27 protein-coding genes and 1 tRNA gene are annotated in these 26,163 nt (G+C 68.7%); 23 read left to right on the forward strand and 5 right to left on the reverse strand.

Going from position 1 to position 26,163, the window contains the following annotated elements; translation table 11 throughout:
- Positions 1-55 precede the first annotated feature (55 nt).
- The 6 genes from P0D77_RS04515 to P0D77_RS04535 all read left to right on the forward strand — a co-directional run bounded on the left by P0D77_RS04515 (position 56) and on the right by P0D77_RS04535 (position 3,926).
- Entirely contained in the window at positions 56-1,717 is a 1,662-nt protein-coding gene (locus P0D77_RS04515; RefSeq protein WP_277555012.1) for a hypothetical protein, read from the forward strand.
- Positions 1,718-1,784: 67 nt separating this feature from the next.
- A complete protein-coding gene (locus P0D77_RS04520; protein ID WP_277555014.1) occupies positions 1,785-2,306 on the forward strand; it encodes a DUF7974 family protein in 522 nt (173 codons plus the stop codon).
- A gap of 65 nt (positions 2,307-2,371) precedes the next feature.
- Positions 2,372-2,962, forward strand: a complete 591-nt coding sequence (gene trmY, locus P0D77_RS04525) for a tRNA (pseudouridine(54)-N(1))-methyltransferase TrmY (protein WP_277555015.1) — start codon at positions 2,372-2,374, stop codon at positions 2,960-2,962.
- A gap of 80 nt (positions 2,963-3,042) precedes the next feature.
- A tRNA-Pro gene (locus P0D77_RS04530) sits at positions 3,043-3,115 on the forward strand.
- Between the two features lie 170 nt (positions 3,116-3,285).
- Complete coding sequence (locus P0D77_RS17690; RefSeq protein ID WP_432764824.1) at positions 3,286-3,393, forward strand: zinc ribbon domain-containing protein; 108 nt, start codon at positions 3,286-3,288, stop codon at positions 3,391-3,393.
- The gene (locus P0D77_RS04535) at positions 3,390-3,926 is read left to right on the forward strand and encodes an SWIM zinc finger family protein (protein ID WP_277555016.1); all 537 of its coding nucleotides are present in this window, start codon (positions 3,390-3,392) and stop codon (positions 3,924-3,926) included. The genes P0D77_RS17690 and P0D77_RS04535 overlap by 4 nt, the downstream gene beginning before the upstream one ends.
- A 113-nt stretch (positions 3,927-4,039) precedes the next feature.
- On the opposite strand, the gene P0D77_RS04540 is transcribed toward P0D77_RS04535, so the two are convergent.
- Positions 4,040-4,660: a flagellin gene (locus P0D77_RS04540; protein WP_277555017.1), complete on the reverse strand. Its 621-nt coding sequence runs from the start codon at positions 4,658-4,660 to the stop codon at positions 4,040-4,042.
- 150 nt (positions 4,661-4,810) lie between these two features.
- On the opposite strand from P0D77_RS04540, the gene P0D77_RS04545 reads away from it, so the two are divergent.
- From P0D77_RS04545 to P0D77_RS04605, 13 genes are all read left to right on the forward strand, one after another.
- Positions 4,811-5,308, forward strand: a complete 498-nt coding sequence (locus P0D77_RS04545) for a P-loop nucleotide/nucleoside kinase family protein (protein WP_277555018.1) — start codon at positions 4,811-4,813, stop codon at positions 5,306-5,308.
- A gap of 103 nt (positions 5,309-5,411) precedes the next feature.
- Positions 5,412-6,752: an aryl-sulfate sulfotransferase gene (locus P0D77_RS04550; protein ID WP_277555019.1), complete on the forward strand. Its 1,341-nt coding sequence runs from the start codon at positions 5,412-5,414 to the stop codon at positions 6,750-6,752.
- A 65-nt stretch (positions 6,753-6,817) separates the two neighbouring features.
- Complete coding sequence (locus P0D77_RS04555) at positions 6,818-7,405, forward strand: NUDIX hydrolase (protein ID WP_277555020.1); 588 nt, start codon at positions 6,818-6,820, stop codon at positions 7,403-7,405.
- A gap of 81 nt (positions 7,406-7,486) precedes the next feature.
- Complete coding sequence (locus P0D77_RS04560) at positions 7,487-8,320, forward strand: CPBP family intramembrane glutamic endopeptidase (RefSeq protein WP_277555022.1); 834 nt, start codon at positions 7,487-7,489, stop codon at positions 8,318-8,320.
- A gap of 293 nt (positions 8,321-8,613) precedes the next feature.
- Complete coding sequence (gene tgtA, locus P0D77_RS04565) at positions 8,614-10,176, forward strand: tRNA guanosine(15) transglycosylase TgtA (protein ID WP_277555023.1); 1,563 nt, start codon at positions 8,614-8,616, stop codon at positions 10,174-10,176.
- 24 nt (positions 10,177-10,200) lie between these two features.
- The gene (gene arcS / locus P0D77_RS04570; protein WP_277555024.1) at positions 10,201-11,967 is read left to right on the forward strand and encodes an archaeosine synthase subunit alpha; all 1,767 of its coding nucleotides are present in this window, start codon (positions 10,201-10,203) and stop codon (positions 11,965-11,967) included.
- 42 nt (positions 11,968-12,009) lie between these two features.
- Positions 12,010-12,462 carry an SHOCT domain-containing protein gene (locus P0D77_RS04575; RefSeq protein WP_277555025.1) on the forward strand — a complete coding sequence of 151 codons (453 nt, stop codon included), beginning with the start codon at positions 12,010-12,012 and terminating at the stop codon, positions 12,460-12,462.
- A gap of 72 nt (positions 12,463-12,534) precedes the next feature.
- Positions 12,535-14,592, forward strand: coding sequence for a hydantoinase/oxoprolinase family protein (locus tag P0D77_RS04580; RefSeq protein ID WP_277555026.1), 2,058 nt, complete (start codon positions 12,535-12,537; stop codon positions 14,590-14,592).
- On the forward strand, positions 14,589-16,355 hold the full coding sequence (locus P0D77_RS04585; protein ID WP_277555027.1) for a hydantoinase B/oxoprolinase family protein: 1,767 nt from the start codon (positions 14,589-14,591) through the stop codon (positions 16,353-16,355). Before P0D77_RS04580 ends, P0D77_RS04585 begins: the two co-directional genes overlap by 4 nt.
- Positions 16,356-16,473: 118 nt before the next feature.
- Complete coding sequence (locus tag P0D77_RS04590) at positions 16,474-16,992, forward strand: redoxin domain-containing protein (protein ID WP_277555028.1); 519 nt, start codon at positions 16,474-16,476, stop codon at positions 16,990-16,992.
- Positions 16,993-17,039: 47 nt separating this feature from the next.
- The gene (locus P0D77_RS04595; protein ID WP_277555029.1) at positions 17,040-17,501 is read left to right on the forward strand and encodes a hypothetical protein; all 462 of its coding nucleotides are present in this window, start codon (positions 17,040-17,042) and stop codon (positions 17,499-17,501) included.
- A 6-nt stretch (positions 17,502-17,507) separates the two neighbouring features.
- Positions 17,508-18,251: a selenium cofactor biosynthesis protein YqeC gene (gene yqeC, locus P0D77_RS04600; RefSeq protein WP_277555030.1), complete on the forward strand. Its 744-nt coding sequence runs from the start codon at positions 17,508-17,510 to the stop codon at positions 18,249-18,251.
- Positions 18,252-18,529: 278 nt separating this feature from the next.
- Positions 18,530-19,039: a hypothetical protein gene (locus tag P0D77_RS04605; RefSeq protein WP_277555031.1), complete on the forward strand. Its 510-nt coding sequence runs from the start codon at positions 18,530-18,532 to the stop codon at positions 19,037-19,039.
- Positions 19,040-19,159: 120 nt separating this feature from the next.
- Here P0D77_RS04605 and mobA read toward each other — a convergent pair whose 3' ends face one another.
- Positions 19,160-19,792 (reverse strand): molybdenum cofactor guanylyltransferase, encoded by a 633-nt coding sequence (mobA, locus tag P0D77_RS04610; RefSeq protein ID WP_277555034.1) that lies wholly within the window; start codon positions 19,790-19,792, stop codon positions 19,160-19,162.
- Between the two features lie 90 nt (positions 19,793-19,882).
- On the opposite strand from mobA, the gene P0D77_RS04615 reads away from it, so the two are divergent.
- Positions 19,883-20,095: a hypothetical protein gene (locus tag P0D77_RS04615; protein WP_277555036.1), complete on the forward strand. Its 213-nt coding sequence runs from the start codon at positions 19,883-19,885 to the stop codon at positions 20,093-20,095.
- 55 nt (positions 20,096-20,150) lie between these two features.
- Positions 20,151-20,540, forward strand: a complete 390-nt coding sequence (locus tag P0D77_RS04620; protein WP_277555037.1) for a DUF7971 family protein — start codon at positions 20,151-20,153, stop codon at positions 20,538-20,540.
- A 136-nt stretch (positions 20,541-20,676) separates the two neighbouring features.
- Here P0D77_RS04620 and cofH read toward each other — a convergent pair whose 3' ends face one another.
- Positions 20,677-22,083 carry a 7,8-didemethyl-8-hydroxy-5-deazariboflavin synthase subunit CofH gene (gene cofH, locus P0D77_RS04625; RefSeq protein ID WP_277555038.1) on the reverse strand — a complete coding sequence of 469 codons (1,407 nt, stop codon included), beginning with the start codon at positions 22,081-22,083 and terminating at the stop codon, positions 20,677-20,679.
- Positions 22,084-22,205: 122 nt separating this feature from the next.
- Between cofH and P0D77_RS04630 the strand changes: the two genes are divergently transcribed.
- Complete coding sequence (locus P0D77_RS04630) at positions 22,206-23,651, forward strand: FAD-binding oxidoreductase (RefSeq protein WP_277555039.1); 1,446 nt, start codon at positions 22,206-22,208, stop codon at positions 23,649-23,651.
- 62 nt (positions 23,652-23,713) lie between these two features.
- Here the strand turns inward: P0D77_RS04630 and P0D77_RS04635 are convergent, their stop codons facing one another.
- The gene (locus P0D77_RS04635; protein ID WP_277555040.1) at positions 23,714-24,739 is read right to left on the reverse strand and encodes a phosphotransferase family protein; all 1,026 of its coding nucleotides are present in this window, start codon (positions 24,737-24,739) and stop codon (positions 23,714-23,716) included.
- Between the two features lie 195 nt (positions 24,740-24,934).
- On the opposite strand from P0D77_RS04635, the gene P0D77_RS04640 reads away from it, so the two are divergent.
- Positions 24,935-25,954 (forward strand): phosphoribosylaminoimidazolesuccinocarboxamide synthase, encoded by a 1,020-nt coding sequence (locus P0D77_RS04640; protein ID WP_277555041.1) that lies wholly within the window; start codon positions 24,935-24,937, stop codon positions 25,952-25,954.
- Positions 25,955-25,982: 28 nt separating this feature from the next.
- Here P0D77_RS04640 and P0D77_RS04645 read toward each other — a convergent pair whose 3' ends face one another.
- Positions 25,983-26,132 (reverse strand): hypothetical protein, encoded by a 150-nt coding sequence (locus P0D77_RS04645; RefSeq protein ID WP_277555042.1) that lies wholly within the window; start codon positions 26,130-26,132, stop codon positions 25,983-25,985.
- Between the last annotated feature and the right edge of the window lie 31 nt (positions 26,133-26,163).

Raw genomic sequence — 26,163 nt, forward strand, 5'->3', positions numbered from 1 at the left:
TCGGTCCGACTTCGACCCCGTTTTATTCGCCGCCCCCACAGACGAGGACACGTAGATGCGTCCTCGTACACACGTCCTCTCCGTCCTCGTCGTCCTCGCGCTCGCGATCGGCGCACAGGCCGCCTACACCGACGTCGGCCGCGAGATCGGCGGCGACTGGTCGGAGCCGACCGAACTCTCCACGCTCGACGGGTCGACCGCCGAGTATCCCGACGTGGCGGTGGCGGGTGACGGCGACCGCGCGGTCGTCGCCTGGGTTGAGGCCGACGCAGGCGAGTACCGCGTCCGCATCGCACGACTGGCGGGCGGGGGTGACCGCGTACGTGTCCAAGCGACACGAACGCTGTTCACGTCCGAGGAGGAACTCCGCGAGGTCGACGCCGCGGTGCGGGGCGACCGGGTCGCCGTCGCGGTCGAAGACGCCGGAACCGAGCGCATCGTCCTGCTTCGCGGCCGTCTCGACGGCGAGTTCTCTTCGACGACCGTCTCGACGGGCGAGGCGGCCCGTGTCGAGAGCGTCGACGTGGCGGCACTCGAGGGGGAGACGGTCGTAGGCTGGCGCGCGTTCGACGGCGATGGCTTCACCGGGAAACTCGCGGTCGTGACCGGCGGCGAGGCGGACACGAACGCCAGCGTCGACCGCCACGCCCTCCCTGGCGCGACGACGGGGCGCAACTCTCCGGCGCTGTCGGCCGCCGGTGATGGGCGAGTCGCGGTCGCGTGGGCCGACGAGGCCGACACGGGCGTTTACCTCGACGTAACCACGCCCGGACAGGGTATCGACGGTGCGCGTGTCGGCGACGCTCGCCGCGGTGCTTCCTCGTTCAGTTCGGCGAATCTGCCACCGCTGGTCGACGTGACAGCGGGCGACGGTGGGGCCGCATCAGTCCTCGCGTGGACCGACCTCTCGGTCGTTCACGTCGCCGCCGGCGGCGCAGACGTTCGGCAGTTCGGCTCCGGCAACCGCCTCCGCGTCGCGGGCGACGCCGACGACTGGACGGCCATCTGGACGGTGGCCGACCGGACCAGCGGCCGCGACGTGGTGTTCGCACGGGGCGGCGCCGACGTAGCGGGCAACGGGAGCGTCGCCACCGGTCACGTCTCGCGCCTCCCCTCGAACGCGCTCGCGGCCGCTCCCGGATACCTCGGTGGGGAGCCGACGGTCGCGTGGGTCGAACGCGGCGGCAACCTCCGCCTGCTCGTGTCGGGGTACACCGGTGACGGGCCGGTCGGGACGGTCGGTCGACTCACGGCGACGCCGTTCCGATTCGGCTTCGTTGCGGTCGTCGCCGTCGCACTCGCGGTCGTGACCGTGCCGTTGCTCCCGTGGGTCGCCGGGCCGTTGCTGGCGGGATTCCTGCTGACGACGCGGACGGTGCTGTCGGCGGTCGGCGCGGTCGTCGCACGGCTGGCAGGAGTGACCGGACGCTCGATGCGCTCGGGCGACGTACGCTCGTGGATCCAGTCTGCGCCGGGGTGGGTCGCGCTCGCGGCGTTCGTCCCGCTGAACCTCGCGGTGTTCGCGTACTTCGGTCGCGGTGGCGTCGTGCCCGGCGTGCCCGCGGTCGAACCGTTCGGCCTGTCGGCGCTGGCGCTGGCGGCGACGCTGGCGCTCGCGTGGCTCCGCGACATCCGCTCGTCGTGGCGACTCGTGTTCGCGTACGGCTACTGTCAGTCGGTCGCACTGTGGGCGGCGGCCGCGCCCGCGTTCCTGTAACGCCGCGTGGACGACGCTGGCAGTCCCGGGCGGGGGGTTTAATCGACCGCACCTCCTCCCGTCGCGTATGCGGCGTATCTACGAGTCGGAGGCGCTTCGACGGGACGACGACGACCCCTTCTCACCCAACGAGTCCGACGACGGCCGCGGCTCGCACGTCAACTGGACGAACGTGAGCCACGCGTTGTTCCCGTCGAGTCTACGCGCCCGTGCGATCGCCGTCGACGTCGAGACGAACAAGCAACGATACGCGCCCGACGAACCGGTGCAGTTCCGCGTGACGTTCCAGAACCGCCTGCCGATGCCCGTGTCGCTGGTGACGGAGACGCCGATGCGGTGGACGTGGTCGATAGACGGACTCTGTGAGGCGTCGGAGGTGTACGACGCGCCCGACCCCGAACGGACGCGCTTCGACTTCCATCGCAGCGAGCGCAAACGCTTCCACCGGAGTTGGCCCCAGCGCATCCGCGAGGGCGACCACGAGTGGCGGGCGGCCGCCCCCGGCGAGCACACCCTCTCGGTCGCAATCGGTGCGGTCGACGGGGCCGACCGTCTCACCGCCGAGACGACGTTCTCCATCGAACGATAGCGTCTCGACGCTCGCCTTCGAGCGGAAGTCGACGGGGCTAACTCTCCTGGCTGTCCGTCTCTGCTATGCGCCAGTTCGTCGTCTGCGGCCACGACGCGCCCACCACGCCCGAGTTCAGCCTCGACGACCTCGCGGGTGGTGCGGGCCGTCTCGACCTGTTGTGCCGGTGTGTGAACACGGGGCTGTTCCTCTCACACGGGATCCGCGAAGACAGCCGCGTCCACCTCGTCCTCGGCGACGAGTACACTGTCCGCTTCTCGGGGGCGACCGCTCGCGGCCTCCACCCCGACGAACGCACGACCGCCGCCCGCGTCCGCAACGCACTGGAGGCCCGCGAGGACGCAATCGGCCATATGCCCGCCGAGGTGTCGCCCGGCGTCGACCTCTACCGGATGGGACTCGCGGAGACGCTCGACTCGCTTGACGGGACGCTCGTCCAGTTGCACGAGGACGGCACACCCGTCGCCGACGTGGAGCCACCGTCGGACCCGGTGTTCGTCCTTTCGGACCACTCCGACTTCACCGACGAGGAGGCCGCGTTGCTCGCGGACCGGGCCGACCGCCGAGTTCGGCTCGGGCCCGAGGCGATCCACGCAGACCACGCGATCACGGTGGCGCACAACTACCTCGACACCGAGGGATACACGCGGTACTGACGCGGAATCGGGCGACGTGACCCCGACTCCCTTCCGGCGTTCGGAAGTCTTAACAGAACGGCTCGCCTTCTCGAAACTGCGGGCCGGTGGGGTAGCTTGGTATCCTTCGGCCTTCGGGTGGCCGTAACCGCGATTCAAATTCGCGCCGGCCCACTACCCCTATATAGTTTTTGGAGGGTTACCTGACAAGTTAGCGGCCGTTACGAGGTGGTCTGCGTGAGCGTCGACACCGACGATGAGCCGCTGATCTGCGACTACTGTGGCGGCTACATTCTCGCCTCCGATCAGCCGTGCCCGGCGCTTGACAACGGGAGGTGTTCGCCGTGAACTTCTGCCCTACCTGCGGTGTCCGCCTCGAAACGCGGACGCCCACGGGGAGCGGCATCCCTCGTCGAGTCTGCCCTGAGTGCCACGGGGGTGACTCACGATGAGTACACCGCGTACACCGCCGTCGACAGACGAGCAAGCACCGGGAACGCCACTCGACTTCGAGGCACTCGCCGGGAGCGACGCTACCAGTTGGGACCGTGCGGACCCGCAAGGGGCACTCATCGAGTCCGTGAGCCGCTACAGCTACCGCGTGACGCTTCCTGACGGTGAGGATGCCCACCTCGTCGCCATCGCGAACGACGACGGTCAGCACGTCGGTACGTGCGACTGCAAGGCGTTCGAGTACCACAACGGGCCGTGCGCCCACCTGTGTACCGTGAGACAGGCTGCCTTCATCGCAGAGCGTGACACCCGGGGCGAGCGAGTGCGTATCGCGCACCTCCATATGCAGGAGGGGGAGTACGACGAGGGCCGCGAGTACCTCCGGAAGGCGGTTCGCGTGCGACCGACGCCAGTTCGAGCAGTCGCGTACCTCTCCTCTGCAGTGAGCGGAGAGTTGTACTTGCAGTTGACTGATGCGTTCACGCGGGTTCGCGACGCCGTGAACTGCTTACGTGGGGAAGCGGAGCGCTGAGTCGCCGACAGTCACCATTCTGTCGCCGCGGTGCGTCGTTCAGACACAGTGTCGATCCGGCGGTGACGGTGCTACCGCTCGGCGGTCGAAAATACTGGAGAAGGGGAGCCGACTTACAGTTCGACGGCTTCCTTCTGTCCGAGCGATTCGGGGACTGTGAAGCGGATGCTCGTGGTCGCACCGGACATCGTGTTGATCTTGATGGTAACCTCGTCGCCCTCGCCCAGGTTACTGTCGGCGAAGATGTTGACGTCGAACACGAGGTTCAGGCGATCGTCGGGGTCGTCGAGGACGTTCTCGTTACCGGCGACGTTCTTGACCGACGCGTACGAGAACTTGTCGTCCCCGCTGGAGAGGCCCGAGTCAGAGAAGTTCGTCGTCGTAGACTGGAGTTGGTACGTCCCGCTCGGGCCGATCCAGGTCACCGTCGCATTCTGTACGTCGATGTCCCCAGCACCGGCCGCCTGCGTGACGGTCACGTTCACGATGTCGACGACGTCATCACCATCACCGTTCTCAATGACGTTCCCGACCGTGGCAACCTCTTGGAGACGGTTGCTAACCTGCTTACTGCTCTGTTGACCCGTTTCCTGCGACTTGCTCTGGAGGAAGCCAGCGGTGTTGATCAGCACGCCGGCGGCGATTGCTGCCACCAGCACCATCGCGATGAACACGATGAGCGTGCCGATACCGACCTGACCGCGCTCTTCCTCGTCCGTAATGAACTCGAACATTGTGTGGTTTTCCACTCCCGATTTCGGAGTATCAACTTGTATCCAAACCGGAGTATAATACGTATCGCCCCGTCTATCGAATCTGATTCCCTCCGGGGAATCGAACCGACGGACATTACCGCTGGCCCCACACAGTCGTGACCGACTTCGATGCCGGACGCACCCCAACTCGTCGTCGTCTGTGGACTCCCAGGTGCCGGAAAGACCACCGTCGCGGAAGCGGTGGCGGACCGACTCGACGCCGACCTCCTCCGGACGGACGTGGTCCGAAAGGAGCTGTTTCCCGACCCCGACTACACCACTGAAGAGTCTCGCCGCGCGTACGAGGCGTTGTTGGACCGCGCCGACGCGGTACTCTCGACCGGCAACGCTGTGGTGCTCGACGGGACGTTCCGCCGCGCCGAACGCCGTCGGTGGGCACGCGATCTCGGGGCTCGCCACGACGCCGACGCGCAGCTAGTCCACGTCACCTGCGAGGAGGCCGTCGCGAAGCGGCGGATCCGTGCCCGCGAGGGCGACGCCTCCGACGCCGACGTGGAGGTGTACGACCTTCTGCGCGAGGAGTTCGAACCACCGGAGAAGCCGGTCGTCGTCGACAACTCCGGCGATCTCGCGGCCACGCGAGCACGGGTCCGAGACCTGTTCTGAGTCTGCGCGTCCTGCGTCCGCACCCCGCTATCGCAACCGTCTCTCGTCGCCGCGTGCCCGTGATACCGAAGGCTTTTGCTCGGGCCATCATTCGATTCCGTCGATGAGAACACGCGCGGTCGAGTTGGTCCTCGCCGGCGTCCTCCTGTTCGGCCTCACCGTCGCGGGCAGCGCGCTGGTGGCTCCCGACCGGTCGCCCACCACTCCCGCCGACGGCGCGGAGCGGGCGACGCTCGTCGGGTCGCAGGGCGGCGGCCCCGGCTGGCACCAGTACGGGAGTGTCTATCTGGTGAACAACTCTGAGGTCGAGTGGCGCGAGGACTCCGCAGACAGCTACTTCGACGTCCAACGACTGCCAGACGGCAACGTGCTGGCGGGCTTCATGGACAGCGGCTACGAGGAGTGTGGCCCCTACGAGTCGCCGTGTGCCCACACCGGCTTCCGGATCATCGACCCTGACGCGGACGGCGGGCCGACGGTCGTCGAGGAGTACGGCTTCCCAGTGCGCACGGAGACGAACAGCGAGATTCACGACGCCGAACCCCTCCCGAACGGCGGCTTCGCGATGACCGATATGGATCACGAGCGCATCCTCGTCGTCGAGGACGGCGAGGTGGTCTGGACGTGGAACGCCTCGACCATCTACGACGCACCCGCGGACCCGACCCGAACTGACTGGCTCCACATCAACGACATCGACCGCATCGGCGAGGATCGCTTCCTCGTGTCGGTGCGCAACGCGAACCAACTGGTCATCGTCGAGCGGACCGACGACGGCGGCAGCGAGGTCGTCGAGATAATCAACGCCGACGAGGAGGGCTCGCCGGATGACTCCTGTACCGGCAACGGCCAACTGCGCGACACCGACGGCGACGGCGACGTGCGCTGTGGCGACCCGACGATCCTCGACCACCAGCACAACCCGCAGTGGCTGGGCGATGGCGCAGTGCTGGTCGCCGACTCCGACAACGACCGCGTGGTCGAACTTCACCGCACTGAGTCGGGCGAGTGGGACATCGCGTGGGTCGTCCGGAGCGCCGACGGCCAGTCGTTGCGGTGGCCTCGCGACGCCGACCGTCTGGAGAACGGCCACACGCTGATCACGGACACGCTCAACAAGCGCATCGTCGAACTCGATGAGAACGGCACGGTCGTCTGGTCGTACGCCACCGAGCGCATCCCGTACGAGGCCGACCGCGTCCCCCGCGAGTTCCAGGGCACCGAGGCTGACCTGCCGCGGGCGACGAGTGATGGTGTGGACCCCGGTTCCGTCGAGGCCGAATCCGGCGTGCCGGTCCTCTCGGCGCTCGTCGTCGGCGTCCGCGCGGTCGCGCCGTGGGCACCCGTCTGGTTCGCCGAGACACAGGTGGGCCTCACGCTCGTCTCGCTGGCACTCGTCCTCGCGGGCGGCGTCGTCGCAGTTCGCAACCGCCTCTCGATCTGACGGACACCTCGCTCGCGGCCGGCGAACCGCACACAGTTTTCTCCCGCCCCGCCGACCCGTCGGCTATGACTGACGACGCCGCGGGCGACCACGACGGCGACGACGCCGCACCCGACGACCTCGCGTGGGAGACGTTCGGCACCGACATCGACTACTCGTGTCCCGGCTTCGACGTGCGCCGTGACGACGTCCGCCTCCCTGACGGAACGGAAACGGACTTCCACTACGTCGACGAACCGCCGGCGGTCGTCGTCCTCCCGTTCACACCCGACGGCGACGTGGTCCTCGTCGAGGAGTGGCGGCAGGCGGTCGGTCGGGTGAATCGCGGTCTCCCCGCCGGAACCGTCGAAGACGGCGACACCGACCTCGCCACGGCGGCGCGACGCGAACTCGCAGAGGAGACTGGCCACGAGGCGGAGACGGTCGAGCAGTTCACCACGGTCGAACCCGCCAACGGCTTCGCCAACTCCGTCCACCACTACTTCCTCGCACACGGGTGCGAGCCGTCGGCCGAACAGACGCTCGACTTCAACGAGAGCATCCGCCCGGTGACCGTCGACTACGACGCCTTCCGCGACGCCGTCCTCGCGGGTGAGGTTCGCGACGGCCGGGCGACGCTCGGCGTGTCGCTGTACGAGGCGCGTCGGGAGTGAGGCGGAGACTGGGCAGTCGGACCGTCGGTCCGGTCGCCGTCGCTGGGTCAAGCCTTTGAACGTGGGCGACCGAGTACCCCTATGGTAAGCTTCGGACCGGCCCGCCGCATCTCGGCGTGGTTCGGCTCGCTCGATCCCCGGATACGGGCGCTCGTCGCGGCCCTGGTCGTCGGCTTCTCCGGCATCGTGGTCGCGTCGGTCGTCGTGGTAGTCGTCCTCCTCACGCTCGGACTGATCGGGTATCAGCCGTCACCGCTCGCGTTGATCGGCCTCTCGCTGGTACTCGTACAAGGTGTCTCGTTCGGCGGCGTCGCGTCGATCTACCTGATCCGACGCGGACGCTCGCCGCTGTCGCTGTTCAAGATCCCGTCGCTGCGCGACTTGCTCGTCACCGTCGGCGGCTTCTTCGGGTCGCTCACGCTGTTGATCGTCGCGTCGCTGGTCGTCCAGCAGACGGGTGCGCCGACCGCACAGAACGAGGTCGCGCAGTTCGGCGTGGAGAACCCCGAGGTGCTCCTCCTCCTCATCCCGGCGGCGTTCATCTTCATCGGTCCGGGCGAGGAGATTCTGTTCCGGGGCGTCGTCCAGAACCGGCTCCGAGAGGCGTTCTCGCCGTGGGTCGCCATCCCGGTTGCGAGCGTCATCTTCGGGGCGGTCCACTACGTGGCGCTGACGGGTGCCGCGCCCGGGCGGTTCGTCACCATCGGCATCCTTTCGCTGCTCACGCTCGTGTTTGGTGCCGCCTACGAGTACACCGACAACCTCGTCGTCCCGTCGCTCATCCACGGCGCGTACGACGCGGTGCTGTTCGCTGGTCTGTACGTCGTCGTCGTGTACGGTCCTGAGAACGCGACGCCGGGACAGGCCGCGAGTCTGGTCGTCGGCGACATACTGGCGCTCGTGCCGGTCGTCTGACCGGCGAGCGCACGCGTTCGTCGGTCTGCGGTCTGTTCTTTCGTCCACCATCCCTCCGAGCGTTTATCACCGATACCGGCACCAGCCCCCGCACCGTGGACTCCGCCGCCGCGGGGCGTGCCGCGACGTGACGACACGCCCGCCCCGCGCTCCGGTCGCGCGGCCGACCGTCCGACCGCTCGACCGTCCGCTGGTCGCCCCCTGCGTGTCGTTCGTTCGCCACCGATCGAGCGTCGCGTCCGCGTCGCCCGCGGAGCGACACCCTTACTCGCGTCCCCGGAAACCCCGAGACAATGCGCGAGCACTTCGAGATCCGGGATCACGACGCCGCCGGTCGCATCGGGGAGTTGACCGTCCCCCGTGCCGGCGTCACCGTCGAGACGCCCGCCCTCCTCCCGGTGATCAACCCTAACATCGAGACGATCGACCCGGGCCGCCTCCGCTCGGAGTTCGGCGCGGATATGCTGATCACCAACTCCTACATCATCCGCACGACCGACGGCCTGCGCGAGCGTGCGATGGAGGAGGGCCTCCACGAGTTGCTGGGGTACGACGGCGCGATTATGACCGACTCCGGGAGTTTCCAACTCGCGGAGTACGGCGAAATCGACACTACGACGACCGAGATTCTGGAGTTCCAGCGCGACATCGGCAGCGACATCGGCACGCCGGTCGACATCCCGACGCCGCCGGACGTGAGCCGTGAGCAGGCCGAATCCGACCTCGACGTGACCCGGCAAGCGCTCGCGGACGCCGAGGCGGTCGACACCGGCGGGATGCTGGTGAACGCGCCGGTGCAGGGGAGCACCTACCCCGACCTCCGTGAGCAGGCAGGTCACGAGGCTGCTGCGACGGATCTGGACGTGTTCCCGGTCGGCGCGGTCGTCCCGATGATGAACGCCTACCGCTACGACGACATGGTCGACGCCGTCGCCGCCGCTAAACGCGGTCTCGACGAGGACTGCCCAGTCCACCTGTTCGGCGCGGGCCACCCGATGATGTTCGCGCTGGCGGTCGCGCTCGGGTGTGACCTGTTCGACTCCGCCGCGTACGCGCTGATGGCCCGCGACGGCCGCTACCTCACCGTCTCGGGCACCGAGCAACTGGAGGAGTTGGAGTATCTCCCGTGTTCGTGCCCCATCTGTCACGAGTACACGCCGGACGACCTGCGCGCCGCCGGCAACGACGAACAGGAGTCGTTGCTCGCAGAGCACAACCTCCACGTCACCTTCGAGGAACTCCGGCGCGTGAAGCAGGCCATCCGCGACGGCGACTTGCTCGAACTCGTCGAGCGCCGCGCTCGCGGTCACCCGGCGATGACCGACGGCTACCGCGCCCTCCTCGACCACGCCGACCAACTGGAGCGCATCGACAGCGCCTCCAAAGGCTCGTTCTTCGCCGTCTCTCACGAGTCCGCCCGTCGCCCGGAGGTGCGCCGCCACCACGACCGCCTCGCGCGACTGGACGTGCCCGACCGTCTGCTGTGCTCGGAGTACGGCAAGCCCTCCGAGCACGATTACGACGCGGTGTGGCGCGTCCTTCCACCGTTCGGCCCGTTCCCACGGGCGCTCTCGGAGACGTACCCGCTCACGGCGGAGGTGCCCGACCGAACCGACGCCGCGACCGAACGCGCCGCCGCCGAGGGGATGCGTGCGCTCGTCGAGGCCAACCCCGACGTGGACGTGACGCTCGCGCACCGGGGGTGGAGTGAGGACGCACTGTCGGTCGTCCCCGACTCGGTGACGCTCGAAGACCTGCACGCGAGCCGTGACGGTGAGAATGCCGCCGACACCGCGACGACTGCCGACGCCACGGACGCCGCCAGCGCCGGCGAGGGCGGAAGCGAAAGCGAATAACGGCCGGCCCGCAGAGAACGCCGTATGACCGACTACTTCGAGGTTCACGACCGAGACGGGGCGGCCCGTCTCGGCGAACTCCGCCTCGACTCGCCGCTGACGACGCCGGCGCTCGCGGACGACGTCGTCCGTGACGCCGGGTCGCTGTGGAACGCCGACCGCGACGCCCCCGAAGGCGACGATTCCGTGCTTACGGTCCTCCCGCACCGCGCGTACCCTGCGGGCACGCGCGAGGAAGTCGTCGAGGCGTTCGCGGCGGATTACCCCGATATCGGCGGCCCGAGCGCCGCGGTGATCTCCAGCGACGACCCGGACGCGGGCGGCGCCGCCAGCGCCCCCGTCGACGCGTACGTGCTCTCGAACGCGCAGGGCGTCGTCGGCCACGCCTCGGCGTTCGTCGACGCCGTCGTCGCGGTGCGCGAGGCGGTTCCCGCCGACACCGCGCTGTATCTGTCTGGCGTCGCGACGCCGTTGAACGTCGCGACGCTCGTGTACGCCGGTGTCGACCTGGTCGACGCGAAGCGCGCACGGGTGAAGGGGAGTCAGGGAAAGTACCTCACCGACGAGGGCGAGCGATTCCTCGAAGACCTGGACGAACTGCCGTGTTCGTGTCCCGCCTGTCAGGTGCCGCGTGAGGAGTTCGACCGCGCCGCCTGCGAACAGCACAACGTCAACGCCCTCACCGCGGAACTCCGGCGGGTCCGTCGCCGCATCCGCGAGGGCCGCCTCCGCGACTACGTCGAAGGGCAGGCGCGTCACGACCAGTGGCTCACGGCGACGTTCCGTGAACTCGACCAGCAGTACGGCTACCTGGAGGAGCGCACGCCAGTCGTCCGCGACACGGAACTGAGTGCAGCCACCGGTGACACCATCCGTCGCCCGGAGATTCAGCGGTTCGCCCAGCGTGTCACCGACCGCTACCGCAACCGCTTCCGCAACCCGCTGGTGCTCGTGCCTTGCTCCGCGCGCAAGCCGTACTCTGAGAGCCAGAGCCACGGGCAGTTCCACGACGCCATCCAGTTCCGCGGCCACCTCGCGTCGATGACCTCTCCTATCGGCGTCGTCCCGCAGGAACTCGAACTCACCTACCCCGCCCAGCACTACGACACCGTCGTCACGGGCCGGTGGACGGAAGACGAGAAGCAGTTCGTCGCCGCCGTCCTGCGCAAGTACCTCGAACGCAACGAGTACCCGCGCGTCATCGCACACGTTCCCGAAGAGGGCTACCGCGACATCTGCGAACGGGTCGAAGAGCAGGTGGACGTGCCCTTCGAGTACACCGTCGAGGACCACCCGACGACGACCGAGTCCATCGGGAACCTGATGTCCACGCTCGACGGCGAGTTGAAGTACACGAAGCGGGAGCGCCAGCACAACACGGTGCGTGCGCTCGCGGACTACATGCTTGGCGACGGCGCGGGCGACGACCTGTTCGACGAACTGAACACGCGCTCTCGGTACCCGAAACTGCAGGTCCGCGACGACGACGAGGAACTGCTCGCGACGATGGTGCCCACCTACGGAGCGCTGGCGTTCACGCTCGCGGGCGCACACCGCTGGGTGGAGAGTGACGCGCCGACGAAGACGGTACAGATCGACTCGTTCGTTCCGCAGGGGAGCGTGCTCGCGCCGGGTGTCGTCGACGCGGACGACGACATCCGCGTCGGCGACGAGGTCGTCGTCGAGGGACCACGGGCGTTCGCCGTCGGCCGCGCGGAGATGCACGGCGCGGAGATGCGTTCTTCGACTCGTGGTATCGCGGTCGACGTGCGCCACTCCGAGGAGCGGTAATCTCGCCGGCACGTTCTTCTCGTCGGTCGTCGCAGTAGGCGTGTGAACGAACGGACGCGCAGACTGGTCGACGCCGCCCCCGGGATTGTCGCCGTCGCCACGCTCGGCGTCGTCGTCCTCCTTGCGATTGCAGGGTTCGGGAGCGCTGTCCCCGTCGCCGCGGTCGTCGGCTGGCTTCTGCTCACGCCGCTGTCGGCCATCCTCGGCGACGTCCTCCTCTCGGAGACGGACGACTCGGCCGACGCGGACGCGAACGGTGCCAGCGACGAGAGCGCCGCCGAGTCCGACCCCGTCGAACGCCTCCGCCGCCGCTACGCCGCCGGCGACATCGACGACGACGAGTTCGAGCGGCGACTCGACGTCCTCCTGGAGACCGAGGGCGTCGACGCGGCGACGGCACGCGAGCGGCTTCGAGAGCGTGCAGGTGGCGGCGACGGTGAGTGGCATCGTGAACGAGACCACGAACTCGATAAGGAAGTCGACCGCACTCGTTGACCAAGGGCACGACCGCGCAGCGAACGCGTCCGCGAAGCGAACGCATACAACCGTCCGCGCAGACCCCGAGGTATGACCGATGACGACTCGACGGCGCGCGTCGGCGTCGACGTGGGCGGCACGTTCACGGACCTCGTGACGGTCCGCGACGGCCGCATCCGCGTCGACAAGACGCCGTCGACGCCCGCTTCACCTGACGAAGGGGTCGTGACGGGCCTGCGCGATCTGGACGTACCGCTCTCGGCGGTGGACTTCCTCGGCCACGGGACGACCATCGCCACCAACGCCGTGTTGGAGGGCGAGTGGGCCGACACCGCCCTGCTCACCACCGAGGGCTTCCGCGACGCCGTCGAGATTGGCAGACAGACCCGCCCCGACATCTACGACTTCGACGCGACCAAGCCCGACCCGGTCGTCGCTCGGGACCGTCGCTTCGAGGTGCCCGAACGCGTCGACGAACGCGGCGCGGTCCTCCAGGATCTCGACGAGGACGCGGTGCGGGACCTCGCGAGCGACCTCTGCGCGTCGGGGATCGACAGCATCGCCGTCTCGCTGCTGTTCTCGTTCGAGCACCCCGACCACGAGCGGCGCGTGCGTGCGATTCTGCGCGAGGAAGGCGTCGACGCCTCCGTGTCGCTCTCCTCCGACGTCCTCCCCGAGATTCGTGAGTACGAGCGCACGCTCACCACCGCGATGAACGCCGCGCTCAAGCCCGTGATGGACGACTACCTCGGGTCGCTGGCGGACGCCGCGAGCGGCCTCGGTATCGACGCGCCCCTGCGCGTGATGGGGTCGAACGGCGGGCTGATGGCTGCGAACGCCGCCCGACAGCGCCCGGTGAACACCCTGCTTTCGGGTCCAGCAGCGGGCGTCCGTGGTGCGACCCACGTCGCCGGGCGGCGGGGGAGTCCGGACCTCATCACGATGGATATGGGTGGCACCTCCTGTGACGTGAGCCTCGTGCGCGACGGCGACCCACTCGTCACCACCGACACCGAGGTCGGGGAGTACCCCGTCTCGGTGCCGACCGTCGACATCCACACCGTCGGCGCGGGCGGCGGCTCTATCGGCTACGTCGACAAGGGCGGGGCGCTCCGCGTCGGCCCGCAGTCGGCGGGCGCACAGCCAGGCCCCGTCTGCTACAACCGCGGCGGCGACCGCCCGACCGTCACCGACGCCCACCTCGTCCTCGGTCGGATCGACCCCAGCGGCTTCCTGCCGGACGCACTCGGCCGCGACGACGAGGCAGTCCAGGCGGCGTTTGCCCCACTCGCCGAGGCAGTCGCGAACGACCCTGACGCGACGGAGGCGGCCGCGCGGGGACTCCTCGACGTGGCGAACGCGAATATGCGCCGCGCCCTGCGCGTCGTCAGCGTCGAACGCGGCTACGACCCTCGCGAGTTCGCCCTCGTCGCCTTCGGCGGCGCGGGACCGCTCCACGCGACGGCGCTGGCCGAGGCGCTGGACATCCCCGAAGTGATCGTTCCGCGTGCGGCCGGGGTACTCTCCGCGCTGGGACTGCTCATCAGCGACGTGGTGTACGACTACTCCACGTCGATGGTCCGGCGGTGGGACGTGGTCGACGCCGCGGCACTCCGCGACGCCTTCGCCGAGTTCGAGGCCGAGGGCCGCGCGGAACTGCGCGACGCCGGCCGCGTGGACGACGAGATGGCGTTTGAGCGAACGCTCGACCTGCGGTACGCGGGCCAGTCGTTCGACCTGTCGGTCCCGGTCGAGGGTGACCTCACGGACGACGAACTCGCGGCGGTGGAAGAACGGTTCCACGCGGCCCACGAGCGTCGCTACGGCCACGCATCGCCGGAGGAACCGGTGGAGTTAGTGACGGTTCGCCTGCGTGCGCGGGGACTGGTCGAGCCACCGGATCTTGCGGCGGAGTCGCGCGGTGGCGACCCCGCGGATGCTATGGCGGAGACGCGCCGCGTCGGCTTCGACGGCGGCGACCGCGAGACGCCGGTGTACGACCGCGCACGACTTCCGACCGAGGCGACCGTCGACGGGCCGGCGGTCGTCGAAGGGAGCGAGAGTACGGTCGTCGTCCACCCCGGCCAGCGAGCGCGGGTCGACGGCGACGCGAATCTGGTCGTGGAGACCGGAGGTGACGGCGAATGAGCGGGAGCGGTCACGGGCCCGCGGACGCGGGCGTCGACTCGGTGACGCTGGAAGTCATCCGCAACGGCTGTGAGGCGGTCGCCGAGGAGATGAACGCGACGCTCGTGCGGACGGGCTACTCGCCGAACATCAAGGAGCGACAGGACTGCTCGACGGCGCTGTTCGACGCCGACGGCGAGATGATCGCACAGGCGGAGACGATGCCGGTCCACCTCGGCGCGATGCCGTACTCGGTGGCGGCGGCGGTGGAGGCGTTCCCGCCGGAGACGCTGTCGCCGGGCGATTCGATCCTGTTGAACGACCCGTTCCGCGGCGGCGCACACCTGCCCGACCTGACGCTCGTGACGCCCATCTATGACGCAGACCATGAGGCGGTCATCGCGTTCGCCGCCAACCGCGCCCACCACGCGGACATCGGCGGGTCGACCGCTGGCTCTGTGGCCGCCGACTCGACCGAAATCTACCAAGAGGGCCTCCGCATCCCACCGGTGAAGTTCGAGGCCGGCACCGGCGCAGTCGCCGCCGACGGCACGCCCGTCGGCGAGGTTCGCGACGATGTGCTCTCGATGATCCTCGCGAACGTCCGCACGCCCGAGGAGCGTCGCGGCGACCTCCGCGCGCAGGTGGCCGCCAACGCCACCGGGCGGCGGCGCTTCCGCGAACTCGCGGCGGAACACGGTGACGACCTCCAATCCGCGCTCGAAGCGATCAAAGACTACTCCGAGCGCCGGATGCGCGCGGAACTGTCCGAGTTGCCCGACGGCACCTACGAGTTTACCGACGCTCTCGACGACGACGGCCGCGGAAACGAGGACCTCGCTATCGACGTGACGCTCACCGTCGACGGCGACGAGGTGACGGTCGACTTCACCGGCACCGCAGCACAGACCGACGGCCCAATCAACGCCGTCCTCGCGGTGACCGCGTCGGCCACCTACTACGCCGTCCGCTGTGTCACGGACCCCGATATCCCGCCGAATCACGGCTGCTACCGCCCCATCGACATCGTCGCTCCCGAGGGCACTATCGTCAACCCCGAGCCACCGGCAGCGGTCGTCGGCGGCAACCTGGAGACGAGTCAGCGCGTCACCGACACGGTGCTCGGCGCACTCGCGCAGGCGGACCCCGAGGCCGTGGTCGCGGCGTGTCAGGGGACGATGAACAACGTCACGCTCGGCGGGACGGACCCGAGAGACGACAGTCCGTACGCCTTCTACGAGACGCAGGGCGGTGGCTTCGGCGGTCGCGCCAGCGGCGACGGGATGGACGGCGTCCACGTCCATATGAGCAACACGCTGAACACGCCCGCCGAGGTTCTGGAGACGGCGTACCCGCTCCGGATCGAACGGTACGAACTCCGCCCCGACTCCGGCGGCGCGGGCGAACACCGCGGCGGTCTCGGCCTTCGCCGAGACATCCGCGTGCGCGACCACACCGCGCGACTCAGCCTCCTCGCGGAGCGTCACGAGTCGCACCCGTACGGTCTCGCGGGTGGTGGGGAGGGCGAGAACGGCGCAGCGTACCTCGTCGATGATGACGGCGACGACCTGGAGAAACTGCCCGCGAAACACACTCGCGACCTGCCCGCGGGGTCGGTCGTCAGCGTGCGAACGCCGGGCGCCGGTGGCTACGGCGACCCCGCCGGCCGCGATGCCGACGCCATCGAACGCGACCTGCGACTCGGGAAACTGACGCCCGAGGCCGCCCGCGAACAGTACGGGTACGACGTCGACGACGTGGCCGAGTCGGACGGCGGCGACTGACCCCCGGCAGTCGGCGTCTGTGTCAACCACGGGAGCGCCCACGAGTGGTCGACCCGTCGACGTGGACCGGCCTACCGATGAACGAACAGTTTAGCCGTTCGCCTCACACCACACGGATATGCTCGAGGAAGGCGACGACGCACCCGAGGTAACGGCACCGATGGCGACGCCCGACGCGGCCGCTAGCACTGACCGCGGTTCCTACACCGGCGACGACGTGGCGGAGTTCTCGCTGGAGGACGCTCTCGACGAGGGCCCGGTCGTGCTCGCGTTCTACCCCGGCGTGTTCTCGCGCACCTGCACCGAGGAACTGTGTGATCTGCGCGACTGGAAGGCCGACCTCGCCGACCTGGACGCGCAGTTGTACGGCGTCAGCGTCGACGCGCCGTGGCCGCTACTGGCGTTCATCGACGAGTACGACATCGGCTACCCACTCGTCTCCGGGTTCAACAACGACGTGATCCGCGACTTCGGCGTCCGCTGGCCCGACGGTCTCCTCGCCGGAATCGCCACCCGCGCGGTGTTCGTCGTCGACCCCGACGGCACGGTGTCGTACACGTGGGAGGCCAGCGAGGAGGAACGCTTCCCCGACACCGAAGCGATAGAGGCGGCCATCGCGGAGGCAGTCTCGGCGTAAGCGGCGGAAGCGACCGATTGTTGTGTCGGGCCTGTGACGCCCCGACGATGCCCTCCAACGACCCACCGACCGGCGGTCCCGCCCGACAACTCGCGTTCGCGTTCGTCGCCGCGTTGGTCGCGGCGGCCGGAGGCGGCGTGCAGGCCCTCGTGCCGCGGCTGGTCGGCCTGACGGCCGACACGGTCTGGATACTCACGGCCACCGGCGCGGCCGTCTCACTCGTCGCTGCGCTCCTCGGCGCTGCGGCAGGCTACCTCGCGGGACTGCGCGACGCGTCGACCGACTCGCTCGTGGTCGCGACGCTCGCGTTCGCGGTCGGCGCGTTCCTTGCGCACGGCGTGGTCGTGGTCGGGATAGCGCTGTTCGCGCTCGACATCTCTTCGGGTGGGCCGCTCGTCGCCGCCTCTGGTATGCTCACACGGAGTGTCCCGTTCGTCGCCGGCAGCATCGCGGGCGCGTCGCTGTCGCTCGCTCGCGACACAAACTACTCGGGGTCGGCTCCGAACTAAGCGCGTATGACGCTCGACCCCGAGGACGCTCTCCCGACCGAGGGCCTCGTCTGCGTCGTCGGCGCTGGCGGCAAGAAGACGACGCTGTACACGCTCGCGAATCGGCTCGACCGCGCGGTCGTCACCGCGACGGTCCGCATCCCCATCTTCGACGACCACGTCGCCCGGGTCGAAGTCACCCAAGACCCCGTCTCAGCGCTCCCGACCGCTGGAGCCGACGACTTCCCGCTCGGTCTCGTCCCCGAACAGGAACGCGACGACCGCTACCTTGGCTACGAAACTGCCACCGTCGACGCCGTCGCTGACGCCCACGACGGTCCCGTCCTCGTGAAGGCAGACGGCGCGCGGATGCGCGAGTTCAAAGCGCCCGCCGACCGCGAGCCACAGATCCCCGCGAGCGCAGATGCGGTCGTCCCCATCGCCTCCGCGCACGTCGTCGGCGATCCACTCACCGACGAGCGTGTCCACCGGCCCGAGCGTGTCGCCGCGCTCACCGACTGCTCGGTGGGCGAGGACGTCACCGCCGACGCAGTCGGGACGGTCCTGGCGTCGCCCGCGGGTGGGCTGAAAGACGTGCCTGCCGACGCCGAGGTGGTCGCGCTGGTGAACAAGGTGGACGACGAGGCAGATGAGGCAGTCGCGCGCGCCATCGCGGCCGCGGCGTTCGAGGCCGATGAAGAAGGCCGACTCGACCGCGTGGTGCTGGCGGCGCTCGGTGAGGGACGGATCGTGGACGTGATCGAACGGTGACGATGGCTCCGTTGTACCTTTCGGTCACTGACGAGTACCGGAGGTACCCCGAGTGTGACTGGATCGTTGCAGACCACGAGTATCCTCTCGGTACCGTGGGTTGAGGACACACCTGCCCGCCATTCAACAGGCCACAGACATCTCACCGACCGCTGCCAGAACGTGCGTGCTGAATATCGAGGCTGTCTGCAGCAACTGTCGACGCTCGGTTTCACCGACGTCGCCCAGAGTGGGCTACTGGGCGCAAACACTATGCGATCTTCTCGTCATCTTCGGATATGAAAAATAAAAAGATCGACCGGATCGTCGAAGCACACAGCGTCGGTCCGATACTTCTCTCCGTGGTCGGCCTCGTGGCGGTGATAGTCGGGGTGCAACAGGGAGTGCTCCACGTCGCACCCGGGTACCAAGGAACGATCAACGCCAGTGAGGAACTGTTCGGCCGCCGGAAGTGGTTGCTCACGGGAGCAGGAGCAGTCGGAGTCGTTGGGGCAATTTCATCCATCCGATGGAAGCGCCTCTCCGTCGTGCCAGTTGCGGTAGGTGGGATCGTCTTCGTCGAGGGACTCTGGACGGCGATTCTCGCAGCAACTGGGCTTGACTATCCGTTGTTCACGGAAACAACGTACCGGCGGTCCGGCGACCCGGTTATGTTCATTCTCGGCGCGGAGCCGTTCTTACTCGTTGCGGGTGGTGTGCTGCTCGCCGGTGCCGGAATCGCCGGGCGACGAGTACATCGGAACCGGCAAGACGAGGAAAAGTCGTCACCGCCGTCGACCTCACCATAGTATCGGCTCCTGTTTTCCGCGGGGAGGTTTGGCCCCGGCGAGGTACTCTGAACGAGCGCCCCGCGTTCGGCACGCGCTCCAGGAATCGCCACCGACTGGGCGTTCAATCTGGCGTGCCGCTCACTCGAACGACTCGGCGGCGGCCGCGAACTCCTCGCGCGTGTTGAGGTTCTCGAATGTCTGCGCGTCGCCGCCGGCGTCGGTCAGGTCGGCGGCGTCCACCTCCACGTAGTCGAGTTCGAACAGCGGCGCGATGATCTTCCCCTCGCCGCGGTCGAGGGCGTCGTCGCAGGCGTCGGCCATCGGCCCGGCGCGGTAGACGGCGTGGGTCGTCTGGAACCACTCGCCGTCGACGCGGGGGACGACCGCGTCGTGGTCGCGGAGGCGGTCGAAGAGGGCGTCCACGACCGCCGGATCGACGAACGGCATGTCGCAGGCGACGACGAACGCGGCGGCAGCGGGGCCGCCCCACGCCTCGACGCCGCGGAGGGCGGTGCGGATGCCAGCCATCGGCCCCTCGTCGGGCGCGGGGTCCTCTGCGTAGCGAACGGGGTTGGGGTAGTCGTCGAGTGCCGCCTCGATGGCCGCACGCTGGTCGGGCCGGCAGTTGACGACGAGGCGGTCGGTCGCGTCGGCGAGGCGGTCTGCGACCCGACGGATCATCGGGACGCTGGCGAGGTCGGCGACGGCCTTGTCGCGGTCACCGAAGCGGGTCGACCGCCCGCCGGCGACGATAGCGGCGTACCGTGTCACGTGCGGCGCTGCGTCGCGGTCACCGATAACTCCCCCGACGACGCGGAGATTTATCACCCGAGACGGGGACTCGTCACACGGACGCGCCGTGTGGTATCGGCGCACTTCGAGATGCTCCGACGCTCACACGACTGCGACCGCTGCGGCACGAGCATCCGCCCCGGCGACGAGTACGCCGCCGTCGACGGCATCACGCCGGCGGGCGACCTTCGGGTGCTGTTGTGTACAGACTGCGCGGCGGCGCTCGGCCGATTCCTCGACGGGGGCGACGGTGGCGACCGGGACGACGACGGTGCGGCGTAGCGGCGAGCGTGTCGCTCGACGGAAGCCTTTACCCGCGCCCGCCGAACCCGAAGCTATGGACGTCGACCTCGACTTAGGAATCCCGCGCGGCGTACTCGAATCGCTCCCCGACGACGAGGGTGCCGCCGAACAGGACATCCGGCGTGCGGTCGCCGGTTATCGGCAGGCGCTGGAAGAGGGCTTCGCCGCCGCCAGCGACGAGTCGGAGGCCGCGAGCGTCGCCGTCGACTTCCTCGAGTACGCCGAAGAGCGCGCGGAGACGTACGACGAGTTCGTCCCCGAACTGCGCGCGTGGGGACAGTCACCCATCTACGCCATCGCGTGGCGCGACCTCTACATCGAACTGGCCGGGCAGGTGTACGAGGTCGACTGGCTGGCAGAGCGCATCGACCGCGAGCGGAACTACCGACTGGTCGACGACGGGATCCGATTCGGGAAGGACTAACGGGACGGATCGCTGTCGCCGTTCTCGCCGACACTCACCGCGACAGCGACGGCGATAGCGACGCGGTGGTTCGTGCGCGGAACGGTCCTGTGCCGCTCCGTCGCTGTTCTGAGACCTCGCTCCGCTCGGTCTCGCTTCAGTCGTCAGCGGTCGCCGCGTCGCCCGCACGCTCTGCGCGTTCGCGGCCGCTGAGCAGCGGCGTCCCGTCGGCGTTCGGGCCGAGCGTCGGGCCGAACGGCGTGCCCTCGTCGGGGTCGATCCGACGGCGTTGTCGGTAGTCAGTCGAGCGTTCGACCGGAATCCGCCCGACTGACGTGATCAACTCCACGTAGTCGTCGAAACTGCGGAACTCGCCGAACGACCCGCCTGCACGCTTGGTTATCTCCTCCGAGAGGATGGTGCCCATAAAGTCGTTCGCGCCACACGACAGCGTCTTCAGCGCCTTCGCGTCGCCGTACTTCACCCACGAGGTCTGGATGTTCTCGACGTTGTCGAGGAACAGGCGCGAGACGGCGATCATCAGTTCGTCCTCGGCGTCGCTCGCGCCGCCGGAGACGACGCCGTGTTCGTACAGCGGCGTGCGTTCGTGGACGAAACTGAGCGGGACGAACTCTGTGATGCCGCCGGTGCGGTCTTGGAGGTCGCGCACCCGCTTCAGGTGCATCGCGCGGTGCATCTCGTTGTCGACGTGGCCGTACATGATCGTCGCCGTGGTGTCGAGGCCGGCGGCCATCGCGCCCTCCATCGCGTCGATCCACCCCTGCGTATCGATCTTGCCGGGGCAGATCACGTCGCGAACCTCGTCGACGAGTATCTCCGCGGCGGTGCCGGGCGCGGAGTCGAGACCCGCGTCCGCGAGTTCCGAGTAGATTCGCTCGTACGCCCAGTCGGTGCCGCGGCGGGCGTGGTACGCCTCCTCGGGCGTCATCGAGTGGAGGTGGACGCCGTCGACGCTCATCGCCTCCATCTGCTCGACGTACGTTCCGGGGTCGGTCGCGTACCGTTCGGGCGGCTTGTAGTTGACCGCGCGGGCGGCGTCGTCGACGCCGCGGAGTATCTCGTGGTGCTCCTCGTTTAGCGCGAACGCGGGGTGGAGTCCCGACACCGAACACACCTCGTAGACGCCGCGTTCGACGGCCGCACGGACGATCTCGCGCGACTCGGCGGGTGTCTTCGTGAACCCCGCGTGGTCGGCGTCGTGGTCAGCCTCGAACTGGTGGGCGGTGTCTTTGAAGTTGCAGAACAGACAGCCAGTGTTGCAGGCGGTCGTGACGTTGTTGTTGAGGTTGGCGACGAACGTCACCTCGTCACCGACCATCTCGGCGCGACGGCGGTCGGCCGCCTCAAGCACCTGCTCTTTGCGCTCGCGGTCGATGCCGGGCGTGTCGCTGCCGGTGGTGAACAGTTCGACCGCGTCGTCGACCGTCAGGCGGATGCCGTCGCGTGCCTTCGCGAGGGCGTTCTCGAACGACTGGTCAGTCTCGGGGACGTGCTCGAACCCGAGGTCGTCGGGGTCCAACTCCGCCGCGGACGGTCGACTCATCGGTGGAACGTGTCGGTGCGGGGTGAAAAGCGGGGCGATAGCGGCCACCGAGACGACCGGGATGTCGCTCCGTCCCGCCGCCACCGGAGCGTTGATTGTCGTCCCGACCTGCGAGTGAGCCAATGACTGACACGACTCCCGAGGTCGACGCCGACGCCGGTGGCGACGGCGGTGACGCCGACCCACCGCCGTACGACGTCGGCTTCCTCGCTGACCTCGCCCTCGACGGCGAGGTGAGCCTCGATCCCGGCGACCGCGCGGAACACGCGACCGACTGGGGAACCGACGAGGCCGACGCCGTCACGCCCGATGCGGTCGTCTACCCGGAGTCGACCGCCGACGTGTCGGCCGTCGTCGCCGCCGCGAACGACCGCGGGGTGCCCGTCACCGCCTACGCCGCCGCGACGGGGTTGGAGTCGAACGCCGCACCCCTCCACGCGGGGATCAGCCTCGATATGACCCGGATGGACGCGATCGGTGAGATCCGCCCTACCGACCTGCAGGTCGACGTCGGTCCCGGTGCCATCGGCGCGGACGTCGACGAGGCGGTCGCCCGTCACGGCCTGTTCTTCCCGCCGCTCCCCTCCTCGGGCGACATCTCGACCATCGGCGGGATGATCGCGACCGACGCCTCGGGGATGCGCACGGTGAAATACGGCGAGGTGGCCGACTGGGTGCGTGAACTGGAGGTCGTCCTCGCGGATGGGTCGGTGACGACGGTCGGGTCGAAGGCCGCCAAGACCTCCTCGGGGTACAACCTGAAGGAGTTGATCGTCGGCAGCGAGGGTACCCTCGCTATCGTCACGCGAGCGACGCTGGAACTCGCGGGCCGGCCCGAACAGATCAAGGGTGGGCGGGCGACGTTCCCCACACTCGACGACGCGACGGCGGCCATCTCCGACGCCGTGACCGCCGGCGTCGACGTGGCGAAGATCGAACTGTTCGACGCCGAGACGGCGATGCTGGCGAACGCCTACAGCGACGCCGCCTTGCCCGAACAGCCGATGGTGTTCGTGGAGTTCCACGCCAACCACGCTATCGACGAGGAGATTGCCTTCTGCCGGTCGGTGTTCGAGGCGCACGACGTCGAGTCGTTCGAGATGGCCAGCGGCGACCGGATGGACGAGTTGTGGCAGGCGCGCAAGGACATCACCTACGCGGCGGAGGCGTACCACCCCGACAAGGAGATGGGCCAACCGGGCGACGTGACCGTCCCAATCGGCTCGTACCCCGAGATGATCCGGGCGGTGAAAGACGTCGCCGCCGAGTACGACCTGTTCGTCCCCTGCTTCGGCCACGCTGGCGACGGCAACCTCCACTACTTCGTGCTCCGCGACCCCGACGACACCGACGAGGTGGCGCGCGCGGAGGCCGCCTACGGCGAACTGATCGACCGGGCGCTGGAGTTGGGCGGCACCGCCACCGGCGAACACGGCATCGGCGCGGGCAAGCGGAAGTACCTCGAACCAGAGCACGGCGAGGCCGCCGTCGGTGCGATGCGTGCGATCAAGCAAGCGCTGGACCCGAACGACATCCTGAATCCCGGGAAAGTGGTCCCCGAGGAGTAGCGCTCACGCGAGCGGCTGGAGCGACGACACAGTCACACAGATCGGAGCGCTTCTGCGGCGAGTCACTCGTCTCGGAGCACCGATCCGCCAGCGAGCAGTCGGTCGAACGCCGCGTGGTGGTCCGCGACCCGCGCTGCTCGCGCGGACGCGGACTCGCTGGCCATCTCGACATCGAGGTGGCGGGCCAGTCGGATCCGCCCGAGCAGCTCGTACAGCCGCAGTCGGGCCGGCGCGTCGGGGTAGCCACCGTAGCCCGAGCGAAACGCCGAGCGCAGCGCCGCACCCATCGCGGGGTCGGTGCGGTGCCCCGTCGTGAGCAGCGTCTCCGCCATCACGGCGTCCCACAGCGGGTCCGCCGCCGTCGGGAGTTCCCAGTCGAGGACCGCGGCGGTCACACGCTCGGCGTCGAGGTCGACGCGGAGGTTGTCGAGTCGGTAATCGCCGTGGACCAGCGCCGGGTCGACGCCGCCGATGTCGATGTCGTCGAGGAGTCGTTCGCCCGCCGTCGCGAGCGCGGACCGACGGTCGGCGAACGGCGTCTCGGACAACTCCCCCAGTTGGCGGTCGAGCGACCGCCCGAGTGACTCCTCGAACGATCGCGGGTCGACGACGGCGAGGCGACTCGGGCCGGCCGAGTCGGGCGTGTCGGTTACTTCGTCGGCGGAGGCGTCCGGTGCGACGCCGAGACGCCCGAACTGGGGGAACGTACTGTCGTGCAAGGCGGCGAGGTGTTCGCCTGCCTCTCGGCAGAGATCCGCTGCCGTCGCCTCGGGGAGTGCTCCGACCCAGTCGATGGCCGCACCGTCGACGTACTCGTAGACGGCGAAGGGATAGCCGAGCGGTTCGGTACCCGTCTTCCACACGCTCGGTACCGGGATTGGCGTCGCGCGGTCGACGAGCCTCACAGTCGCGGGTTCGGCGGCAGACGCCTCGGAAAACCGCGTCCCGACTTTCAGGAACGCGCGCTGTCCGTCGCCGAACGCCACGCGGTACGTGTGGTTGTTCCCCGGTTCGACCGGGGTGACGGTCACCACCGGTGCGTCGCGGACGTCGGCGACGGCATCGCGAATCGCCGTGTCAGTGAACACGTCTCCGCGACTCGACCGTGGGAGCAAAACCGTTCGGCCGGGCGTACTCGGTCGGTCTCCGGAGTGGGCGGCCCGCGAGTGGACAGTTCGCGCCGCCGAGCGGTATGCACATATGTGACTATTCGATGGGTCTACTGGTGAGATGTACGCACGAGAGTGGAAGGATTCTTCCCCTCCCCGCCCGCGCGTCCGACTATGACGAGCGTCAAGGAGTTCATCGTCGAACGCGACCCGACCGGCGACGACCTCGGCGCGGGCCGGTTCGCCTTCACCGATGACTACTCCGTGTTCGACTGGGGGAAGATGCCCGACCCGATTCCGGGGAAGGGCGCGTCGCTGTGCACGATGGGCGCGTTCAACTTCGAGTTGCTGGAGGAAGCGGGCGTCCCCACCCACTACCGCGGGGTCGGCCCGGACGCAGTTCCGCTCTCCGAGGCGGACGCGCCACCGCGCGAACTCGCCATCGAGTTGGCGACCGTGCCCGACCTCCCCTTCACCGACGGCGCGTACGACTACGACGCGTTCCACGCCGAGGCGGACGACGCCGCGGGCTACGTCGTCCCACTCGAAATCGTCTTCCGCAACACCGTCCCCGTCGGCTCCAGCCTTCGTTCGCGTGTCGACCCCCGCGAGGTAGGCGTCGACCGCGACGAGTGGCCCGCAGAAGTCGTCGAGTTGCCCGATCCGGTAGTCGAGTTCTCGACGAAGTACGAAGAGCAGGACCGCTACCTCGACGCCGACGAGGCCGAGACCATCGCTGGTGCCGCGCCGCTGTCGGAGTTGGAACAAGTGGCTCGCGAAGTGAACGACCTGATCACAGACCGCGCCACCGAGGCCGGGTTCGTCCACGAGGATGGGAAGATCGAGTGCGTGTACGCCGACGGCGAGGTGCGCGTCGCCGACGTGGTCGGGACGTTCGACGAGAACCGCTTCGCGTACGACGGGCAGGAGGTGTCGAAGGAGGTGGTGCGCCAGCACTACAAGCGGGTCGCCCCCGAGTGGGTCGAGGCCGTCGGCGAGGCGAAAAATCGCGCCGACCGAGAGGGTGTCGCCGACTGGCGGCCGTTGTGCGAGGTGGAGCCACCGGCACTCGACCCGGACGTGGTCGACCGCGTCGCGGACATGTACGCGGCGGGCGCGAACGCCTACACCGGCCGCGAATGGTTCGACGCTCCCGCTGTCGACGCCGCGGTCGACGCCGTCCGCGACCTGTAAGCGACCGATAGCCGCGACTGCGCCCGAGTCACCCCACTGGGATCGGATTCGGGAGCGACCGGAGGACGGCCTCAGTGTAGTAGAGGAGGACGCTCAAGAAGACGGCGGCGAGTAGCATCACGAGCGCAGCGACTCGGCCGTCGAGGCCAGGACTGCCGCCGCGTCCGCGGGTGTGCATCTCTGTCTAATATGTTCGGGAGCGACCGTGA

Source organism: Halobaculum limi (assembly GCF_029490015.1).
Taxonomy (GTDB): domain Archaea; phylum Halobacteriota; class Halobacteria; order Halobacteriales; family Haloferacaceae; genus Halobaculum; species Halobaculum limi.